General features: G+C 71.9%; 15 protein-coding genes and 1 riboswitch. Of the genes, 13 read left to right on the top strand and 2 right to left on the bottom strand.

From position 1 onward, the window contains the following. Positions 1-7 precede the first annotated feature (7 nt). From OG507_RS12045 to OG507_RS12095, 11 genes are all read left to right on the top strand, one after another. Complete coding sequence (locus OG507_RS12045; protein WP_327367181.1) at positions 8-1081, top strand: glycoside hydrolase family 130 protein; 1074 nt, start codon at positions 8-10, stop codon at positions 1079-1081. Then, positions 1078-2325, top strand: coding sequence for a Gfo/Idh/MocA family protein (locus OG507_RS12050; protein ID WP_327367182.1), 1248 nt, complete (start codon positions 1078-1080; stop codon positions 2323-2325). The genes OG507_RS12045 and OG507_RS12050 overlap by 4 nt, the downstream gene beginning before the upstream one ends. Then, complete coding sequence (locus OG507_RS12055; RefSeq protein WP_327367183.1) at positions 2322-3926, top strand: glycoside hydrolase family 13 protein; 1605 nt, start codon at positions 2322-2324, stop codon at positions 3924-3926. The genes OG507_RS12050 and OG507_RS12055 overlap by 4 nt, the downstream gene beginning before the upstream one ends. Then, the gene (locus tag OG507_RS12060) at positions 3919-5280 is read left to right on the top strand and encodes a phosphomannomutase/phosphoglucomutase (RefSeq protein WP_327367184.1); all 1362 of its coding nucleotides are present in this window, start codon (positions 3919-3921) and stop codon (positions 5278-5280) included. Before OG507_RS12055 ends, OG507_RS12060 begins: the two co-directional genes overlap by 8 nt. Positions 5281-5374: 94 nt before the next feature. Then, positions 5375-5448, top strand: a riboswitch (cobalamin riboswitch). A gap of 130 nt (positions 5449-5578) precedes the next feature. Next, positions 5579-6853 (top strand): prenyltransferase/squalene oxidase repeat-containing protein, encoded by a 1275-nt coding sequence (locus OG507_RS12065; protein ID WP_327367185.1) that lies wholly within the window; start codon positions 5579-5581, stop codon positions 6851-6853. Further along, positions 6850-7527: an SCO2322 family protein gene (locus tag OG507_RS12070; protein WP_442810966.1), complete on the top strand. Its 678-nt coding sequence runs from the start codon at positions 6850-6852 to the stop codon at positions 7525-7527. Before OG507_RS12065 ends, OG507_RS12070 begins: the two co-directional genes overlap by 4 nt. Then, entirely contained in the window at positions 7524-8687 is a 1164-nt protein-coding gene (locus tag OG507_RS12075; protein ID WP_327367186.1) for an energy-coupling factor transporter transmembrane component T, read from the top strand. Before OG507_RS12070 ends, OG507_RS12075 begins: the two co-directional genes overlap by 4 nt. Beyond that, entirely contained in the window at positions 8684-10414 is a 1731-nt protein-coding gene (locus tag OG507_RS12080) for an ABC transporter ATP-binding protein (RefSeq protein ID WP_327367187.1), read from the top strand. Before OG507_RS12075 ends, OG507_RS12080 begins: the two co-directional genes overlap by 4 nt. Then, positions 10411-11244 (top strand): ECF transporter S component, encoded by an 834-nt coding sequence (locus OG507_RS12085; RefSeq protein WP_327367188.1) that lies wholly within the window; start codon positions 10411-10413, stop codon positions 11242-11244. Before OG507_RS12080 ends, OG507_RS12085 begins: the two co-directional genes overlap by 4 nt. 321 nt (positions 11245-11565) lie before the next feature. Next, a complete protein-coding gene (locus tag OG507_RS12090; protein WP_327367189.1) occupies positions 11566-12006 on the top strand; it encodes a transglycosylase SLT domain-containing protein in 441 nt (146 codons plus the stop codon). A gap of 204 nt (positions 12007-12210) precedes the next feature. Beyond that, positions 12211-12879 (top strand): hypothetical protein, encoded by a 669-nt coding sequence (locus OG507_RS12095; protein ID WP_327367190.1) that lies wholly within the window; start codon positions 12211-12213, stop codon positions 12877-12879. Between the two features lie 22 nt (positions 12880-12901). Here OG507_RS12095 and OG507_RS12100 read toward each other — a convergent pair whose 3' ends face one another. Beyond that, on the bottom strand, positions 12902-14071 hold the full coding sequence (locus OG507_RS12100) for a steroid 3-ketoacyl-CoA thiolase (protein WP_327367191.1): 1170 nt from the start codon (positions 14069-14071) through the stop codon (positions 12902-12904). A gap of 280 nt (positions 14072-14351) precedes the next feature. Here OG507_RS12100 and OG507_RS12105 point away from each other — a divergent pair, with 280 nt between their 5' ends. Both OG507_RS12105 and OG507_RS12110 read left to right on the top strand, forming a co-directional pair. Beyond that, positions 14352-15602, top strand: a complete 1251-nt coding sequence (locus tag OG507_RS12105; protein ID WP_327367192.1) for a cytochrome P450 — start codon at positions 14352-14354, stop codon at positions 15600-15602. A gap of 115 nt (positions 15603-15717) precedes the next feature. Continuing rightward, a complete protein-coding gene (locus OG507_RS12110) occupies positions 15718-16716 on the top strand; it encodes an AEC family transporter (RefSeq protein ID WP_327367193.1) in 999 nt (332 codons plus the stop codon). Between the two features lie 145 nt (positions 16717-16861). On the opposite strand, the gene OG507_RS12115 is transcribed toward OG507_RS12110, so the two are convergent. Beyond that, positions 16862-18841 (bottom strand): bifunctional glycosyltransferase 87/phosphatase PAP2 family protein, encoded by a 1980-nt coding sequence (locus OG507_RS12115; protein WP_327371947.1) that lies wholly within the window; start codon positions 18839-18841, stop codon positions 16862-16864. Between the last annotated feature and the right edge of the window lie 94 nt (positions 18842-18935).

Here is an 18935-nt window from a genome sequence, read left to right on the forward strand (position 1 = left end):
ACCCCGCATGAGCACCTCCACCCCCACGCACATCCCCTTCCGACTGGTCCGCAAGGGCGTCGTGATGTCACCGCTGCCCGGTGAGGCCGACGAGGTCGAGGGCGTCCTCAACCCGGCCTCCGGCCGCACCCCCGACGGCACGCTGCACCTGCTGCCGCGCCTGGTCGCCGACGGCAACGTCTCCCGCGTCGGTCTCGCCGAAGTCACCTTCACCGACGGTGTCCCCTCCGGCGTCGAGCGCCGCGGCGTGGTGCTCGCCCCCGACGAGGGCTGGGAGCGCGGCAAGAACAACGCCGGTGTCGAGGACCCCCGCGTCACCTGGATCCCCTCCCTCGGCAAGCACGTCATGTCGTACGTCGCCTACGGCCCGCTCGGTCCCAAGCCGGCGCTCGCCGTCTCCGACAACCTCACGGACTGGACGCGTCTCGGCCCGGTCCAGTTCGCCTACCAGCCGGACCTCGACACCGATCTGAACCTCTTCCCGAACAAGGACGTCGTCCACTTCCCCGAGCCGGTCCCGGGCCCGGACGGCGAGATGGCGTACGCGATGCTGCACCGCCCCATGTGGGACCTCGGCTGGTTCCGCCCCGGCGAGGGCGTCCACCTCCCGGCGGGAGTGACCGACGAGCGGCCCGGAATCTGGATCTCGTACGTCCCGGTCGCCGAGGTGGAGCAGGACATCCGCGCCCTCACCCGCCCGCGTCAGCACCGTCTGGTGGCCCTCTCCGAGTACTCCTGGGAGGCCCTGAAGATCGGCGGAGGCCCGGCGCCGATCCGTGTCGAGGAGGGCTGGCTGCTCATCCACCACGGCGTCTCCGGCTCGATCGAGGACCCCTTCGTGCAGAACCAGAAGGTGTCCTACGCCGCCGGGGCGATGATCCTCGACCCGGCCGACCCGTCGAGGGTCATCGCACGCTCCGACCAGCCGCTGATGGCACCCGAGACGGAGGAGGAGCGCTCCGGCACCGTCCCGAACGTCGTCTTCCCCACGGCCATCGAGGAGGTCGACGGCAAGCTGTACGTCTTCTACGGCATGGCCGACGCCCACATCGGGGTCGCCCTGCTGGAGCGCACCTCGTGACGGTGCCGTCCCTCGGCCTCGGGCTGGTCGGCTGCGGATCGTTCGGGGCGTACGTCCTGGACGCCGTGGCCGGCCTGCCCGGTCTGCACATCGCCGCCGTCGCCGATCCCGAGCCCTCGCGCGCGAAGCCGCTCGGCGACCGTCACGGTGTCGTCGCCCTGGACGGGCTCGACGCCCTGCTCGACGCCGAGGGCGTGGACATCGTCGCTCTCGCCACCCCGCCGGCCACCCATGCGGAGATGGCCGTCGCCGCCCTGCGCGCGGGCAGGCACGTCTTCTGCGAGAAGCCGCTCGCCACCACCACCGAGGACGCCGCCCGGGTGCGCGACGAGGCGGACCGCTCGGCCGGCACGCTCGTCGTCGACCATGTCCTGCGCTACAACCCGGTGCTGCGCGTTGTACAACGGCTCATCGCCGAGGGGCTGTTGGATGCGCCGCGCCGCTTCCTGTTCGAGAACGACGCGGCCGACCAGGACCTCGGCCCCGACCACTGGTTCTGGGACCCGGAGCACAGCGGCGGCATCTTCGTCGAGCACGGCGTCCACTTCTTCGACGCGGCCCGTGCACTGCTGGGCAGCGAGCCCGAATCGGTCCGCGCGACGGCGGTACGCCGTCCGGGCGGACCCGTCGACATGGTGATCGCGGACGCCGTGCACCCGGGCGGAGTGCTCGCCACCCATCTGCACTCCTTCACCCACGCCCACCGCTGCGAACGCCAGCTGATGCGCCTGGACCACGGCTTCGCCGAGACCCGTATCACCGGGTGGATCCCGACGTACGCCACCATCACGGCCTGGGTCGGCGATCAGGAGGCCGAGCGCTGGGAGCAACTCCCGGGCCGATTCGGCGAGTTGCTGAACGTTCCGGGAGCCCGGCCGCACGGCGGCGAGCGCATCACGGTCACCGTGCACCGCGATGCGGGCGATACCCGGCCCGCCCGCGGCCGGGGTGTGGAACGCACGGTCCCGCACCGCGTCGAGGCCGTGATCGACCTCGGCGGCGAGATGCGCAAGCCGTATGTGTACGCGCAGAGCGTGCGGGCCGCCGTCGCCGATCTGCTGCACAGCGCCCGCGGCGGCGGCGCGCCGGTCGCGGATGCCCACTCGGGACTGACCGCCGTGGCCGTGGCCCGGGCGGCGACGCTCGCGGCCGGGACCGGCACACAGCAGCGGGTCACAATTCCCGCGCGGCCCGCCCCTCTCCAGGGGCCTGCCTGCGCCCTCGCCGAAGGAAGCGGCGCATGACCTGGTGGCGGGACGCCGTCTGTTACGAGGTCTACCCCCGGTCCTTCGCCGACTCGAACGGCGACGGGACCGGGGACCTCCCCGGCGTGACCGAACGCCTCGGTCACATCGGGGACCTGGGCGCCGACGCCGTATGGATCACCCCCTGCTATCCCTCTCCCCTGGCCGACGGCGGCTACGACATCGCCGACCACACGGGCATCGCGCCGGACCTCGGCACGCTCGACGACTTCGGCGCGCTCACCCGGCGGGCCCACGGGCTCGGCCTGAAGGTCATCGTCGACCTGGTCCCCAACCACACCTCCGACGCGCACCCGTGGTTCCGGGAGGCGCTGTCGGGGGGACCGGGCTGCGCGGCCCGCGACCGCTATCTGTTCCGCCGCGGGCAGGGGCCGGACGGCGTGTCGCCCCCGAACGACTGGCAGTCGGCGTTCGGGGGCCCGGCCTGGACCCGTACCGCCGACGGCGACTGGTACCTCCATCTGCACGCCCCCGAACAGCCGGACCTCAACTGGCGCAATCCTCAGGTGCGTTCGGACTTCGCCGACGTGCTGCGGTTCTGGCTGGACCAGGGCGTGGACGGCTTCCGCGTGGACGTGGCCCATGCCCTGTTCAAGGCCGAGGGCCTGCCCGACGCGGGCCCCGGCCAGCACCAGAACCCCCTGCGCAACCACCTCATGCCGTACTACGACCAGGAGGAACTGCACCCCCTCTACCGCGAGTGGCGCGCCCTTCTCAGCACCCACCCGGCCCCGCCGGGCGCCGTCGCCCCGGCGGACCGTGTACTGGTGGCCGAGTCGGCCGTCTTCGCACCGGAGCGCCTCGCCCGGTACGTACGCGGGGACGAGATGCAGCAGGCCTTCAACTTCGCGTTCCTGGAGGCGCCTTGGGAGGCGAAGGTGCTGCGCGAGGTCATCGACGAGTCGATCGCGGCCACCGCGTCCGTGGGCGCGCCCGTCACCTGGGTCCTCTCCAGTCATGACGCGGTACGCCCCGTCACCCGTTACGGCTCCGAGCTGCGGGCCCGCTCCGCCGCCCTGCTGATGCTGGCCCTCCCCGGAGCCGTCTACCTCTACCAGGGTGAGGAACTCGCCCTGCCCCAGGCCGCCATTCCCGACGACCGCATACGCGATCCGCTGTGGGAACGCTCCGGTCACACCGACCGGGGACGCGACGGCGCCCGCGCCCCGGTCCCCTGGTCCGGCAGCCGGCCACCCTACGGCTTCACCACCGCCGCCCCGGACGACTGCTGGCTTCCCCAGCCGGAGGGCTGGGCCGGCCACACGGTGGCGGCCCAGCTCGCCGACCCGCACTCCACCCTCGCCCTCTACCGCGCCGCGCTGCGTCTGCGCCGCGAGCACCCGGCCGGCGCGCACGCGGCCCTGCGCTGGTACTCCGCTCCCGGTGACCGCGTTCTCGCCTTCCGGCGGGGCGAGTTGGGGTGCGTGGTGAACCTCGGACCCGGTCCGCTGTCGCTCGACGCCCTCGGCCTGCCCGGCCGCCCCGTACTGAGCAGCGCCCCGTTGTCCGGACGCACCCTCCCGCCGGACGCCGCCGTCTGGCTCTCCACCAAGGAAGAAAGCGGTCATTCCCATGGCTGATCTGTCACAGCTCGTCAAGGCGTACGACGTACGAGGGGTTGTTCCCGACCAGTGGGACGAGTCGCTGGCCGCGCTGTTCGGGGCTGCGTTCGTGCAGGTCGTGGGCGCGGAGGCGATCGTGATCGGGCATGACATGCGGCCCTCGTCGCCGGGGCTCGCAGCCGCCTTCGCGCGGGGTGCGTCGAACCGTGGCGCGGCGGTGACGCTGATCGGGCTGTGCTCGACCGACCAGCTGTACTACGCGTCGGGGGCGCTGGATCTGCCGGGGGCGATGTTCACGGCCTCGCACAACCCGGCCCGGTACAACGGCATCAAGATGTGCCGCGCGGGCGCGGCGCCGGTGGGCCAGGACACCGGTCTGTCGCGGATCCGTGAGCTGGTGGAGGCCTGGCAGGAGTCGGGCGCGCCGGAGCCGGTCGCGGTGCCGGGCGCGGTCGGCGAGCGCGAGACCCTGCGGGACTACGCCGCCCATCTGCTGTCCCTGGTGGACGTGACGAAGATCCGGCCGCTGAAGGTGGTGGTGGACGCGGGCAACGGGATGGGCGGGCACACCGTGCCCACGGTCTTCGCGGACCTCCCGCTGGATCTCGTACCGATGTACTTCGAGCTGGACGGGACCTTCCCCCACCACGAGGCGAACCCCCTGGACCCGGCCAACATCGTCGACCTCCGGCAGCGGGTGCGGGACGAGGGCGCCGACCTCGGTATCGCCTTCGACGGGGACGCGGACCGCTGTTTCGTCGTCGACGAGCACGGCGATCCGGTCCCGCCGTCGGCGATCACCGCTCTGGTGGCGGCCCGGGAACTGGCCCGCCACGGCAACTCGGGGGTGATCATCCACAATCTGATCACCTCGTGGACGGTGCCGGAGGTGGTACGTGAGCACGGCGGCACCCCGGTGCGTACGCGGGTGGGGCACTCCTTCATCAAGGCGGAGATGGCCAGGTCCGGGGCGATCTTCGGCGGCGAGCACTCCGCGCACTACTACTTCCAGGACTTCTGGAACGCCGACACCGGGATGCTGGCCGCCCTGCATGTGCTGGCGGCCCTCGGCGGGCAGGACGGTCCGCTGTCCGCGCTGGTCGCGGGGTACGACCGTTATGCCGCCTCCGGCGAGATCAACTCCACGGTCGCCGACCGGGCCGGGCGCCTCGCCGTGCTCGCGGACGCCTACGCGGGCCGTGAGGGAGTCACCCTCGACGAGCTCGACGGCCTGACCGTCACGGCGGCCGACTGGTGGTTCAACGTCCGCCCCTCCAACACCGAGCCGCTGCTGCGCCTGAACGTCGAGGCCCGGGACGGGGCCACCATGGCCAGGGTCCGCGACGAGGCACTGGCGGTCATCAGGAGCTGATCCGCTGCCCCGCCTGCCAGGCCTCTCCCGCCCACCCCGGTCCGGGGAATCCGCGTCCCGGTAGAGTGTGCCAGTCGTCATCATGCCCGTTCAGGGGGAAGCCGGTGCAAATCCGGCACTGACCACGCAGCCGTGAACCGTCGTAGGAGACGGTGAGTCGGAATGCCCTGTCCGCGGTCGTGACCGGCTCGCACCACCGGAACCCCGGTGGTCGGCACCGTCGAGGAATACGGAGCCGGAGCCTGGTGCGCAAGCGTGCCTGTGCCCGGTTCCTCCCACAGGAGAGGCACCGCCCGCCATGACCGTACGCCGCAGCGCAGCAACGCTCGCCGCCACCGCCACCGTGCTCTGTGCGGCCGCTGCCCCGGTCGCGGTGGCGGCGCCGTCCCCGACGCCCTCGCCGTCCGTCGCGCTGCCTTCCGGGCTGTACGGCACGAAGGACCCCACGTACGACGGTGTCTGGCGGCAGTCGCTGGCCTTCCTGGCCCAGCGGGTCGAGGGCGTGACGCCCGCCACGAAGTCGGTGGACTGGCTGATCGCCCAGCAGTGCGCCGACGGCGCCTACGCCGCGTACCGGCCCGATGTCTCCGTGCCGTGCGACGCGAAGACGGTGCTGGACACCAATGCCACCGCGGCCGCCACCCAGGCGCTCGTCGAGGTGGGCGGGCACCGGGACATCGTGAACAACTCGGTGCGCTGGCTGAAGTCCGTACAGAACGAGGACGGCGGCTGGGGCTACACCGCGGGCGCGCCCAGTGACGCCAACTCCACCTCCCTGGTGATCGGCGCCCTCGCCCGGCAGGGGCAGCGGCTCGGAGACATCACGACGCCCGGCGGCAAGACCCCCTACACCCCGCTGCTCGCACTCGCGATCCCGTGCGGCGGCAAGGACGGCGGCGCCTTCGCCTACCAGCCCGACAAGGCCGGGAAACTCACCGCCAACGCGGACGCCACCGCGGCCGCCGTGCTCGGCGCGATGGGCAAGGCCCTGGCCGTCGGGAACAACGCCGCGGGCAAGGCGCCCAGCTGCCGTCCAGGGTCCGCTCCCACGCCGGAGCAGGCCGCCCAGAACGGCGCCCACTTCCTCTCCGGCGCCCTCGCCGCCACCGGCCATCTGGACCTGGCTCCGATGCCCGGCGCCGAGGACTCCGCCCCGCAGCCCGACTTCGGCAACACCGCGGACGCGGTCGTCGCGCTGTCCGCCGCGGGGCACCAGGACAAGGCGGCCCCGGCCGTGGCCTGGCTGAAGAAGAACTCCGGGTCCTGGGCCGAGCAGAACGGCCCCGCCGCCTACGCGCAGCTGGTCCTGGCCGCGCACGCGACCGGCGCCGACGCCCGCGACTTCGGCGGCGTCGACCTGGTCGACAAGCTGAACGCGACCGGTCCCGCCCCCGCGGCGATCACGACACCAGACCCGTCCACCGACACCGGATACGTGGCCACGGAGAAGGATCAGGTCCACAGCGGCGACGACGTCATCGGCGGCGTGTGGTGGTACGTCGGCATCGGCCTGGTCGTCGGTGCGGGCGCCGGTTTCCTGATCAGCGGCCGCCGGAAGAACCAGCAGCTGTGAGGCGTGCGGGAAGAGCCACCGCCCTGCTGATGGTCCTGGGCGCCGTCCTGGCCGTGCTGGGCGCGGGGACGGCCCAGGCGGCCGGCTACCGGTACTGGTCGTTCTGGGAGGGCTCCGGCACCGGCTGGACGTACGCCACCCAGGGCCCGTCCCTGGTCCGGCCGGACGACGGCACGGTGCAGGGCTTCCGGTTCTCGGTGAGCGAGGACTCCCAGGACTCGGCGACGCCGCGCCGCTCCCCCGGCTTCGCGCAGATCTGCGCGGACACCCCGGCGAAGGACGGCACCAAGCGGATCGCGCTGGTCATCGACCCGGGCACGGCGTCGGACGCCCCTGCCGGAGAGACACCGCCCGCACTGCGCACGGCGTGCGCGCGGGTCGCCCCGGACGCGAGCACCGCGCAGGCGCTCGCCTCGGTGGCCAAGCCGCTGCGCTACAGCAGCGACGCGCTGCTGTGCGCCATATCCGGCTATCCGAACTCGGGCTGCGGCGAACAGATTTCGAACGACGGACACGGGACACCTGCCGCCTCCGCGCCCGCCTCTGCTTCCGCTTCCGCCTCTGCGTCCTCGGGCGGCTCCGGTGGCGGCCCGTCCGCCGGGGTGCTCGTCGGGGTCGGCGCCGTACTCCTCCTCGGCACAGCCGCAGTCGTGCAGGCCCGCCGCCGCCGATGACCGCCCCGACCACCGGCCCGGCCCGGCTGCACCGCCCGCTGCGCGCCCCCGGGGCGACCCGGAGCAACGCCCTGCCCGCCGGGGCCTGGTGGCTGTGGGCACTGGGTCTGGCCACCGCCGCGTCCCGGACCACCAATCCGCTGCTGCTCGGGCTGCTGGTGGGGGTGGCCGGCTATGTGGTCGCGGCACGCCGTACGGACGCGCCGTGGGCCCGTTCGTACGGGGCGTTCATCAAGATCGGGCTGTTCGTCATCGGTGTGCGGCTGGTCTTCTCCGTCTTCCTCGGTTCGCCGATCCCGGGGACGCACGCGGTGTTCACGCTTCCCGAAGTCCCGCTGCCCGACTGGGCGAAGGGCGTCAGGATCGGTGGCCGGGTCACCGCCGAGCAGCTGGTCTTCGCGCTGTACGACGGCGCGAAGCTGGCCGCCCTGCTGATCTGCGTCGGTGCGGCGAACTCGCTGGCCAACCCGGCCCGGCTGCTGAAGTCGCTGCCGGGTGCGCTGTACGAGGCGGGGGTCGCCGTCGTCGTCGCGATGACGTTCGCGCCGAACATGGTCGCCGATGTGGTGCGACTGCGCACCGCGCGTCGGCTGCGGGGCCGTCCGACCGGCGGCATCAAGGCGGTCCTCCAGATCGGACTGCCGGTCCTGGAGGGCGCGTTGGAACGGTCGGTCGCGGTGGCGGCCTCGATGGACGCGCGCGGATACGGGCGTACGGCTCAGGTCCCGCCCGCCGTCCGGCACACCACGAACGTCCTCACGCTCGGCGGGCTGCTCGGGGTGTGCGCGGGTACGTACGGTCTGCTGGCCGCGCAGGGTGCGGTGTACGGGCTGCCGCTGCTGATCGCCGGGCTCGTCGCCGCGATGGCCGGGCTGCGGCTCGGCGGGGCCCGCTCGGTCCGTACCCGCTACCGGCCCGACCGGTGGGGTGTGCGGGCCTGGCTGGTGACGGGTTCGGGGGTCGCGGTGGCCGTGGCGATGATCTGGGCGGGCGGTGTCGACGCGGAGGCGCTGCGCCCCGGGGTCGTCCCGCTGGTCACGCCGGTGCTTCCGCTGTGGCCCGCGGCCGCGGTGCTGACCGGGCTGCTGCCCGCGGTGGTGGCGCCCGTGCCGCCCACGGTGGGCGCCCCGCGTTCCCCGCGTTCCAAGGAGAGCCAGTGATCCGGTTCGAGCAGGTCTCGGTGCGGTACGAGGGGGCGCAGCACCCCACCCTCTCCGGGGTCGATCTGACCGTCCCGGAGGGCGAGTTGGTGCTGCTCGTCGGCCCGTCCGGGGTCGGCAAGTCGACATTGCTGGGCGCCGTGTCCGGTCTCGTGCCGCACTTCACCGGCGGCACGCTGAGCGGCCGGGTGACGGTCGACGGGCGCGACACCCGCACCCACAAACCGCGCGAACTCGCCGATCTGGTCGGCACGGTGGGCCAGGACCCGCTCTCCCACTTCGTCACCGACACCGTCGAGGACGAGCTGGCGTACGGGATGGAGTCGCTGGGTCTCGCCCCCGATGTGATGCGGCGGCGGGTCGAGGAGACCCTCGATCTGCTGGGTCTGGCGGGTCTGCGCGACCGGCCGATCGCCACGCTCTCCGGCGGACAGCAGCAGCGGGTCGCGATCGGCTCCGTCCTCACCCCGCATCCGAAGGTCCTGGTCCTCGACGAGCCGACGTCCGCACTGGACCCGGCGGCGGCCGAGGAGGTCCTCGCGGTGCTGCAGCGGCTGGTGCACGACCTGGGTACGACGGTCCTGATGGCGGAGCACCGGCTCGAACGGGTGGTGCAGTACGCGGACCAGGTCGTCCTGCTGCCGTCGCCGGGCGCCGCCCCGGTCATGGGCGCGCCCGCGGACGTCATGGCCGTCTCCCCGGTCCATCCGCCGGTCGTCGCGCTGGGCCGGCTGGCGGGGTGGGAGCCGCTGCCGCTCTCGGTCCGCGACGCGCGGCGCCGGGCGGCGGACCTGCGCGAGCGGCTGGCGCAGGCACGGCCGCCCGCCGCTCCGTCGCCCATACCGGCCGAAACGGCCGGGGCGGCCGTGACACCGCTGCCCGCCGCTCCCGTACGGCGCGGCGCCCTCGCCCGGCTGCTGGGCCGGGGCGCGCGGACCGCCGCCGCGGCTCCCGCGCCGGTCGTCGATGTCACGGTCCGGGTCGAACGTCTCGGCGTACGGCGTGGGCGTGTCGACGCGCTGCGCCGGGTGACGCTCACCGTCTCCCCCGGTGAGACCGTCGCCCTGATGGGACGCAACGGGGCGGGCAAGTCCACTCTGCTGGCCACGCTCGTCGGCATGGTCGAGCCCACCGCGGGCACCGTCCTCGTCGGCGGCCGGATCCCGCACCGTACGCAGCCGCGCGAGATGGTGCGCCGGGTCGGGCTCGTACCGCAGGAACCACGAGATCTGCTGTACGCGGACACCGTCGCCGCCGAGTGCGCCGCGGCCGACGCCGACGCGGGCGCCGCCGCGGGCAGCTGCCGGGCCCTGGTCTCCGAGCTGCTGCCCGGCGTACCGGACGACACCCATCCCCGTGATCTCTCCGAGGGCCAGCGGCTCGCGCTCGCGCTGGCCGTCGTGCTCACCGCGAGGCCCCCGTTGCTGCTTCTGGACGAGCCGACCCGTGGCCTGGACTACGCGGCGAAGGCCCGGCTGGTCGGGGTGCTCCGCGGCCTCGCGGCCGAGGGTCATGCGATCGTCCTGGCCACGCACGACGTGGAGCTCGCCGCCGAGCTGGCGCACCGGGTGGTGATCCTCGCCGACGGGGAGGTCGTCGCGGACGGGGAGACCCGGCAGGTGGTGGTCTCCTCCCCGGCGTTCGCCCCGCAGACCGCGAAGATCCTCGCCCCGCAGGAGTGGCTGACCGTGACGCAGGTGCGCGGCGCGCTGGGAGCCGCGTCATGAGCGCAAGGGGCACGGTCGGGCGCCGGACACGGCCGGTGCGCCTCGGGCCGCGTGCGATCGCCGCGCTCGTCCTCATCAGTGCGATCGGTGTGGTCGCGTTCGGCTGGCCGCTGCTGGCCGGTGCGGACTCCGGTCTGGCGCACTCCGAGGATGCGCCGTGGCTGTTCGCCGCGCTGCTGCCGCTGCTGGTGGGTGTGGTCGTCGCGATGATCGGGGACTCCGGTCTCGACGCGAAGGCGGTGGCGATGCTGGGCGTGCTGGCCGCGGTCGGCGCCGCGCTGCGTCCGCTGGGGGCGGGCACGGCGGGCCTGGAGCCGATGTTCTTCCTGATGGTGCTGAGCGGCCGGGTGCTCGGACCGGGCTTCGGCTTCGTGCTCGGCTCGGTGACGATGTTCGCGTCCGCGCTGCTCACCGGTGGGGTGGGGCCGTGGATGCCGTTCCAGATGCTGTCGATGGGCTGGTTCGCGATGGGCGCGGGCCTGCTGCCGGGCCCGGACCGGCTGCGCGGGCGGGCCGAGCTGCTGATGCTCGCGGTGTACGGGTTCGTGGCGTCCTTCGCGTACGGCACGGTGATGAACCTGTACGGATGGACGGTGGTGCCCCCGGCCGGCTCGGGGATCTCGTTCCACGCGGGTGATCCCCTGGCGGAGAACCTGGTGCGCTTCCTGGCCTACTGCACGGCCACGTCGCTCGGCTGGGACCTGGGCCGGGCCGCGCTCACCCTGGTGCTGACCCTGACCGTCGGCGCGACGCTGCTGAAGGCACTGCGCCGGGCCACGCGCCGCGCCGCCTTCGAGGCCCAGGTCACATTCGACGCCCCCGGCGAGTGAGGACTCCCACAGGCCCTTGGTCCTCCACGGCCCGGGGTAGTAGCCGCCCGGCCCCCGTACAGACCATCCGGTATCCCCCTTGACCTGCCATGACGCATTTGGGGCGACTCAGGCAGTACGGGACTTTCGACTCCGGGTGCGAGGCGGGCTCGTACCAGGGGTCGTTGCCACGGCCGAACGGCGCCGCTAACACTGGAGCACGTCGCCGAGCACCGCCCGGTCCAGCACATCGGACCGCGGTCGGACGAGACCGGTCCACCCGCAGCACCGCACGATCCGGACCGGTACGCGACAGCCCTGTTCCCGAACGTTAGGACGCCTGTGTCGTTCGCCCGCAGCATCCTCGCCCTGCCCCGCACCGCCCGCCGCAAGTCCGTCGTCGCCGGTACCGCCGTACTCCTCGGCGCCACCGGCCTGGGCCTCGGCGTCACCCCGGCCATGGCCGCACCGGCCACCGCGCCGACCGGCGTCGCGGCGAGCGCGCAGGACACGGCGAAGTCGATGATCGGCAACGCCGCGCAGTACCAGTGCTTCAGCAACATCGTCCAGCACGAGAGCGGCTGGAACCCCAGCGCGACCAACGCCTCGTCCGGCGCCTACGGCCTCGTCCAGGCCCTGCCCGGCTCGAAGATGGCCTCGGCCGGCTCCGACTGGCGGACCAATCCCTCGACCCAGATCAAGTGGGGCATGGACTACATGAACTCCCGCTACGGCAGCCCGTGCGCCGCCTGGTCGTTCTGGCAGACCAACCACTGGTACTGAGCCGGCGGCACCCCGCAGGCTCATACGAAGGCCCCGACCCACCGGTCGGGGCCTTCGCCGCGCTCCGGGATGGATTCAAGCAACTTGGCCGTCTTGATTACTCATTGCTCCATTTGGGCGCATTCTGCCTGGCTGTCCGTTCCCGTCAGCCGTCGGAGCGTTGTCTCCTACGTGGAACCTCGAGAATTCTGGGACAGGAACTCCGTGCTGGCGGAAGCGTTCTGCGCGAGCGATGAACGCATGCGCCAGGCACAGGCGTTGCTCGACGAGGCGCAGGCGGAGCGGAGCAGAACGCTTGCGGCCTTCGCCGTGACGGTCGGCGACGACGGCTCGATCGCGGACCTGATGGGCCTGAACGAGCGTGAAGTGCGATTGGCCCGACGCACGGTGGGCCGCAGTGACGCACGGTCCCTCGCCGAGGAACTCCTGAGCCGGCCCGCGCAGGCAGCACGGGAAGCGGCTGCCGAGCCTCTTTGCGCACCCGAGATTCCTCTGCCGCACCCGCGCGAGGAGATGATCGTCGTACCACCGGACGTACCACCGGTGGCGCCACCTCCGGTCTCGGCCCCGCCCTTTCCCGCGATGCCGCCCGTCGAGACGGAGAACACGGTCGTCTGGTCGCCCAGCATGGATTCCGTACTGCTGTGGAGCTGGGAGTCCGGCCTCGACGTGCAGACGGTCGCCGCCGAACTCGGCCTGGAGGTACGGGCGCTGCTGATGCGCGTACAGGAACTCGCCAACGACGGGCTGCTCACGCTCACGACCCCGCTCACCGAGGTGAGCCGGTCCGGGCGCCACCGCCGCCAGCACGAGGACGGGTACACCACGCTGTTCGGCCCGACCGCCGCGTTCGCCACGCACGTGCCGTACTGAGCGGGCGCACCCCTTAGGCGCGCTACAGCCGCTGGATGATCGTGCCCGTCGCGAGGGCTCCGCCCGCGCACATCGTGATCAGCGCGAACTCCTTGTCCCGGCGCTCCAGCTCGTACAGGGCCGTGGTGATCAGCCGGGCTCCGGTGGCTCCCACCGGGTGGCCGAGCGCGATGGCTCCGCCGTTGACGTTGACCTTCTCCAGATCCTGTTCGAAGACCTGGGTCCAGCTCAGCACCACCGAGGCGAAGGCCTCGTTGATCTCGACGATGTCGATGTCCTTGAGCGACATCCCGGCCTTGCCGAGCACCGCGCGGGTCGCGTCGATCGGTCCGTCGAGGTGGAAGTGCGGGTCGGCGCCGACCAGCGCCTGCGCGACGATCCGGGCGCGCGGCCTGAGCTTGAGGGCGCGCGCCATCCGCTTGGACGCCCACATGATCGCGCAGGCGCCGTCGGATATCTGCGAGGAGTTGCCCGCGGTGTGGATGGCGGTGGGCATGACCGGCTTGAGCCGGGCGAGCCCCTCCATCGTGGTGTCCCGCAGCCCTTCGTCCCGGTCGACCAGACGCCACATGCCCTGCCCGGCCGCCTGCTCGTCCTCGGTGGTGGGCACCTGGACCGCGTACGTCTCGCGTTTGAAGCGTTCCTCGGCCCAGGCGACGGCGGCCCGCTCCTGCGAGATCAGCCCGAGCGAGTCGGCGTTCTGCCTCGTGAGTCCGCGATTGCGGGCGATGCGCTCGGCGGCCTCGAACTGATTGGGCAGGTCGACGTTCCACTCGTCGGGCCAGGGCTTGCCCGGTCCGTGCTTGGAGCCGCTGCCCAGCGGCACCCGCGACATGGCCTCGACACCGCAGCTGATGCCGATGTCGATGACTCCGGCCGCCACCATGTTGGCGACCATGTGGGAGGCCTGCTGCGAGGAGCCGCACTGGCAGTCCACGGTGGTGGCGGCGGTCTCGTACGGAAGGCCCACGGTGAGCCAGGCGTTGCGGGCCGGGTTCATGGACTGTTCGCCGGCGTGGGTGACCGTGCCGCCGACGATCTGTTCGACGCAGTCGGCGTGGATACCGGTGCGGCCCAGGAGTTCTCGATAGGTCTCGCCCAGCAGATAGGCGGGATGCAGATTGGCGAGCGCGCCTCCGCGCTTGCCGATGGGGGTGCGTACGGCTTCGACGATGACGGGTTCCGCGGCCATGAGCTCGTCCTCTCCTCGCACTTCCGCAGGGGCGTCCCGGCGCCCGCGGGCAGAACTAGTACGCGTTCTAGTTCTACAGCAGTCTTATGAGGCTTACCCCCGGTACGCAAGGGCCTTGCACGCACCTTGCGCCCGCTTCATACCTGCCTCACCCACTCTTCACGCAACAGATCGGGCCACCCCTCTTGCGAGTTGTAGAACTCGTTACTACCTTTCGGGCAACTTCTGATGGGTCGTCAGACATTGCTCGGGCGACTCTCGGCCCGACCTGGAGTTGCCGATGCCCTGCCCCCATCTGCCCGAAGGGTTCGACTTCACCGACCCCGACCTGCTACAGGCCCGCGTCCCGCACCCGGAGTTCGCGCAGATGCGGCAGAGCGCGCCGGTCTGGTGGTGCACCCAGCCGGCCGGTATCTCCGGTTTCGACGACGCGGGCTACTGGGTCGTCACCCGGCACGCGGACGTCAAGTACGTCTCCACCCACCCCGAACTCTTCTCCTCGAACACCAACACCGCGGTCATCCGGTTCAACAAGTCGATCAGCCGCGACCAGATCGAGGTCCAGAAGCTGATCATGCTGAACATGGACCCGCCCGAGCACACCCGGGTCCGCCAGATCGTCCAGCGGGGCTTCACACCACGGGCGATACGCTCCCTGGAACAGGCCCTTCGCGGCCGCGCCCGCCTGATCGTGGAGACCGCTCTCGCCGCCGCGGGTGACGACGGTTCGTTCGACTTCGTCACCAACATCGCCGTCGAACTGCCGCTCCAGGCCATCGCCGAACTCATCGGCGTACCGCAGGAGGACCGGTCCAGGATCTTCGACTGGTCCAACAAGATGGCCGCGTACGACGATCCGGAGTACGCGATCACCGAGGAGGTCGGCACCGAGGCGGCCATGGAGATCGTCTCGTACTCGATGAATCTGGCGGCCGCCCGCAAGGAGTGTCCGGCCAAGGACATCGTCTCCCAGCTGGTCGCCGCAGAGGGCGAGGGGAACCTCTCCTCCGACGAGTTCGGCTTCTTCGTGATCCTGCTCGCCGTCGCCGGGAACGAGACCACCCGTAACGCCATCAGCCACGGCATGCACGCCTTCCTCACCCACCCCGATCAGTGGGAGCTCTACAAGAGCGAGCGGCCCGACACGACCGCCGAGGAGATCGTCCGCTGGGCCACCCCCGTCGTCTCCTTCCAGCGGACCGCCACCGAGGACCTGGAGCTGGGCGGGCAGCAGATCAAGAAGGGCGACAGGGTCGGGCTGTTCTACTCCTCGGCCAACAACGACCCCGAGGTCTTCGAGAACCCGGAGAGCTTCGACATCACCCGCGATCCCAACCCCCACCTCGGCTTCGGCGGCGGCGGTCCGCACTTCTGCCTCGGCAAGTCCCTTGCCGTGATGGAGATCGACCTGATCTTCAACGCGATCGCCGATGTGCTGCCGGATCTGCGGCTGACCGGCGCCCCGCGTCGGCTGCGCTCGGCCTGGCTCAACGGGATCAAGCAGCTCCAGGTGACCGCTTCCGGCAGCTGACCGCTTCCGGCAGCCTCGGACGGCGGGGGCCTCCCCCTCACGCCCCGGCCCCCGCCGTCCGTACCCGCACGGACCTCGAACCCCAGCGCGGGAAGCGCACAACGGCACGAGGATCATGGCGGGAATGCACGCCCTGCTCTCCGCTTTCGCCCCCATCTGGACGCTCACAGCCATCGGTTACGCGGTCGGCCGCAGCGGTCTCCTCGGCGAACACGCGGAAGCGGTACTCGGCCGGTTCGTCTTCCATGTGGCCATGCCCGCCGCCCTGTTCACCATGGTCTCCGGGGCACGGCTCGACGCCTTCACCAACCCCTCGATGGTGGCCTTCGCCGCGGGTACGGCGCTGGTCTGCGGACTCGGCTTCGTGGCGGCCGGCCGGTTCTTCGGCCGGGGCACGGCCGACCGGGCGATCGGCAGCATGGCGTCCGGCTACGTCAACTCCGCCAACCTAGGGATACCGGTGGCGGTCCAGGTGCTCGGCGACGCGTCGTTCGTCGCCCAGATCATCCTGTTCCAGGTGCTGTTGGTCTCCCCGGTGATCCTGACGCTGCTGGACACGGGGACGGGCACGGGGAAGGGTTCCGGAAAGGGCCTCGTGGTCCGGCGGATGCTGACCATGCCCGTCCGCAACCCCATCATCATGGCCTCGCTGCTGGGTGTCGTCGTCTCCGCGCTCGGACTGCGGCTGCCGCACGCGCTCGCCCATTCCTGCGACCTGCTCGGCGCCGCCGCCGTGCCGACGGCCCTGATCACGCTGGGCCTGTCCCTGAACGGCCGCCCGACGGCCGACGATCAACCCGCGGAACGCCCGGCGCGCACGCAGCACACGCAGCACACGCAGCGCGCGGAGGTCGTGGTGGCCGTCGTGCTCAAGACACTGGTCCAGCCCCTGATCGCCTTCGTCGTCGGCGGCGCGCTGCTGCGTCTGCCGGACCACCAGTTGCTGGCCGTCGTGCTCTGCTCCGCGCTGCCGACCGCTCAGAACGCCTTCGTCTACGCCCAGCAGTACGGCCTGGACACCCGCGTGGCCCGCAACTCCGTGGTCGCCTCGACGGTGGTGTCCATGGCCACACTGTCCGTCGCCGCCTGGGCCCTTGGAACGCCTGCCCCCTGAGCCGTTCGAGTGGCGGACCGGGGCCGTCGGGCGGATGCTGGTCAGGCGGCGATCCACGCCGAAGGGGTGCCGGAGCGATGTATGTCGTCCCGGCACCCCTTCGGCCCTCCGCGGCTCCGCACGGCCCCTCACGGGCTCCGTGCGATCAGTGCTGTCTGCTGCCCACCGCGTCGTCGGTCGACCTCGGAACCGGCACCGCCACCCCGGCGTCGTCCTGCGGTTTCGCCGCCCCGGGCACGCCCGGCAGCCGCAGCCTACGCGGCCCCGACAGCACGTACGTCAACCCGAAACCGAGTGCGACGACGGCCGCACCGCCCACCGCGTCCAGCACCCAGTGATTGGCCGTGGCCACGATCGCGGAGACCGTGAACAGCGGGTGCAGCAGTCCCAGCGCCTTCATCCACGGTTTCGGGGCCAGCATGACGATGACCACGCCGCACCAGAGCGACCACCCGAAGTGCAGCGAGGGCATCGCCGCGTACTGGTTGGTCATCGAGGTCAGCGTTCCGTAGTCCGGCTTCGCGAAGTCCTGGACGCCATGGACCGTGTCGATGAAGCCGAGCCCGGGCATCAGCCGCGGCGGGGCCAGCGGGTAGAGCCAGAAGCCGGCCAGCGCGAGGATCGTGGCGAAGCCGATGGAGCTGCGGACCCAGCGGTAGTCCGCGGGGCGCCGCACGTACAGCACACCGAGGATCGTCAGCGGCACGATGAAGTGGAACGTCGAGTAGTAGTAGTCGAAGAAGTCCCTCAGCCAGCCGACCCTCACGACCGCTTGGTTGGCCCAGCGCTCGATGTCGATGTGCAGCCACTGTTCGAGGGAGTGGACCTGGCGGCCGTGGTGCTCGGCGGTGGCACGGCCTGCCGTCGCCGCGAGCCTGACGTGCGCGTACGCGGAGTACACGACCCTGATCAGGAGCAGCTCCAGCAGCAGGTTAGGCCGGCTGAGCACCCGCTGCCAGAACGGCAGCAGGGGGATGCGGCCCCAGCGGGACGCGACCGGGACCGCGTGGTCCGTGGGGATCGGCTGCTGCCAGTACGGCGAGGTGCGCGGCAGGAACGGTGCGGCGCAGGCCGCGCCGAGCGCCGCGATCAGCAGCACGTTGTCGCGTACGGGGAAGACCACCGCCATGTTCGGCAGCAGCATCTTCCCCGGCAGCGTGAGCACGAGCACCACGACCGCGGGCCACACCAGCCGGTCACAGGCCCGTCTGCCGATCCGGCCGACCACCGCGAGCAGCACCCACAGCAACTGGTGCTGCCAGGCGGTCGGCGACACGGCGACGGCGACGCAGCCGGTCACGGCGACGGCCAGCAGCAGCTGCCCGTCCCGTGCGTACCGTACGGCGCGGCGCAGTCCGACGTAGCCGACGGCAGCGGCCAGCACCACGAACAGCGCGATTTCGAGCGGTCCCGCCAGGCCGAACCGGAGCAGCGCGCCGTGCAGGGACTGGTTGGCCAGGCTGTCCGCGTTGTCGCCGAGCCCGGCGCCCGCGACATGGTGCACCCAGTACGTCCACGAGTCGCGCGGCATGGCGGCCCAGGCCAGCGCGGTGCAGACGGCGAACGCGGCGCCGCCGGTCACCGCGGCCTGCCTGCGGCCGGTGAGCCAGAGCAGGGCCGCGAAGAGCAGCACGGTCGGCTGGAGCGCGGCCGCGAGCCCGATCAGGAGGCCCGAGGCGCGTTCCCCGCGGACCGTGAAACAGGCCAGCAGCACCAGCAGGACCGGCAGGATGCTGGTCTGTCCGAGGTGGAGCGCGTTGCGGACCGGCAGGGAGAGCATCAGCAGGCTGATCGCGACGGGGGCGGCCAGCAGCGAGGTGCGGCGGCTGACCGGGCCCGGCAGCGCGCGGGCGGCGACGATGCCGAGCGCGGCGACGAGCAGCAGCGAACCGAAGGTCCAGAAGACGCCCAGGCTCTGTTCCGCGATCCGGGTCAGTGGCTTCAGGACCAGCCCGGCGAACGGGGTGCCGGTGAACCGGTCGCTGTCGTACAGCGAGCCCGTCACGTGCAGGACACCGTTCTCACCGATCCAGGTCTCCAGATCGGTGAGCCGTTCCCCCGGCGGCTGCCGCAGCACCACCGCCATCTGCCGTACGGCCAGCGCGGCCGCAACCAGCCAGAGCAGAGCCCGGGCAGCCCCGGTCCTCGCCCCCGTCGCCGCGTCCCCGCGCACACTGTGCTCCGCATTCGCCACGCTGCGCCGACCCTCCCACCGTTTC

The sequence above is a fragment of the Streptomyces sp. NBC_01217 genome, from assembly GCF_035994185.1.
Classification (GTDB): Bacteria; Actinomycetota; Actinomycetes; order Streptomycetales; family Streptomycetaceae; genus Streptomyces.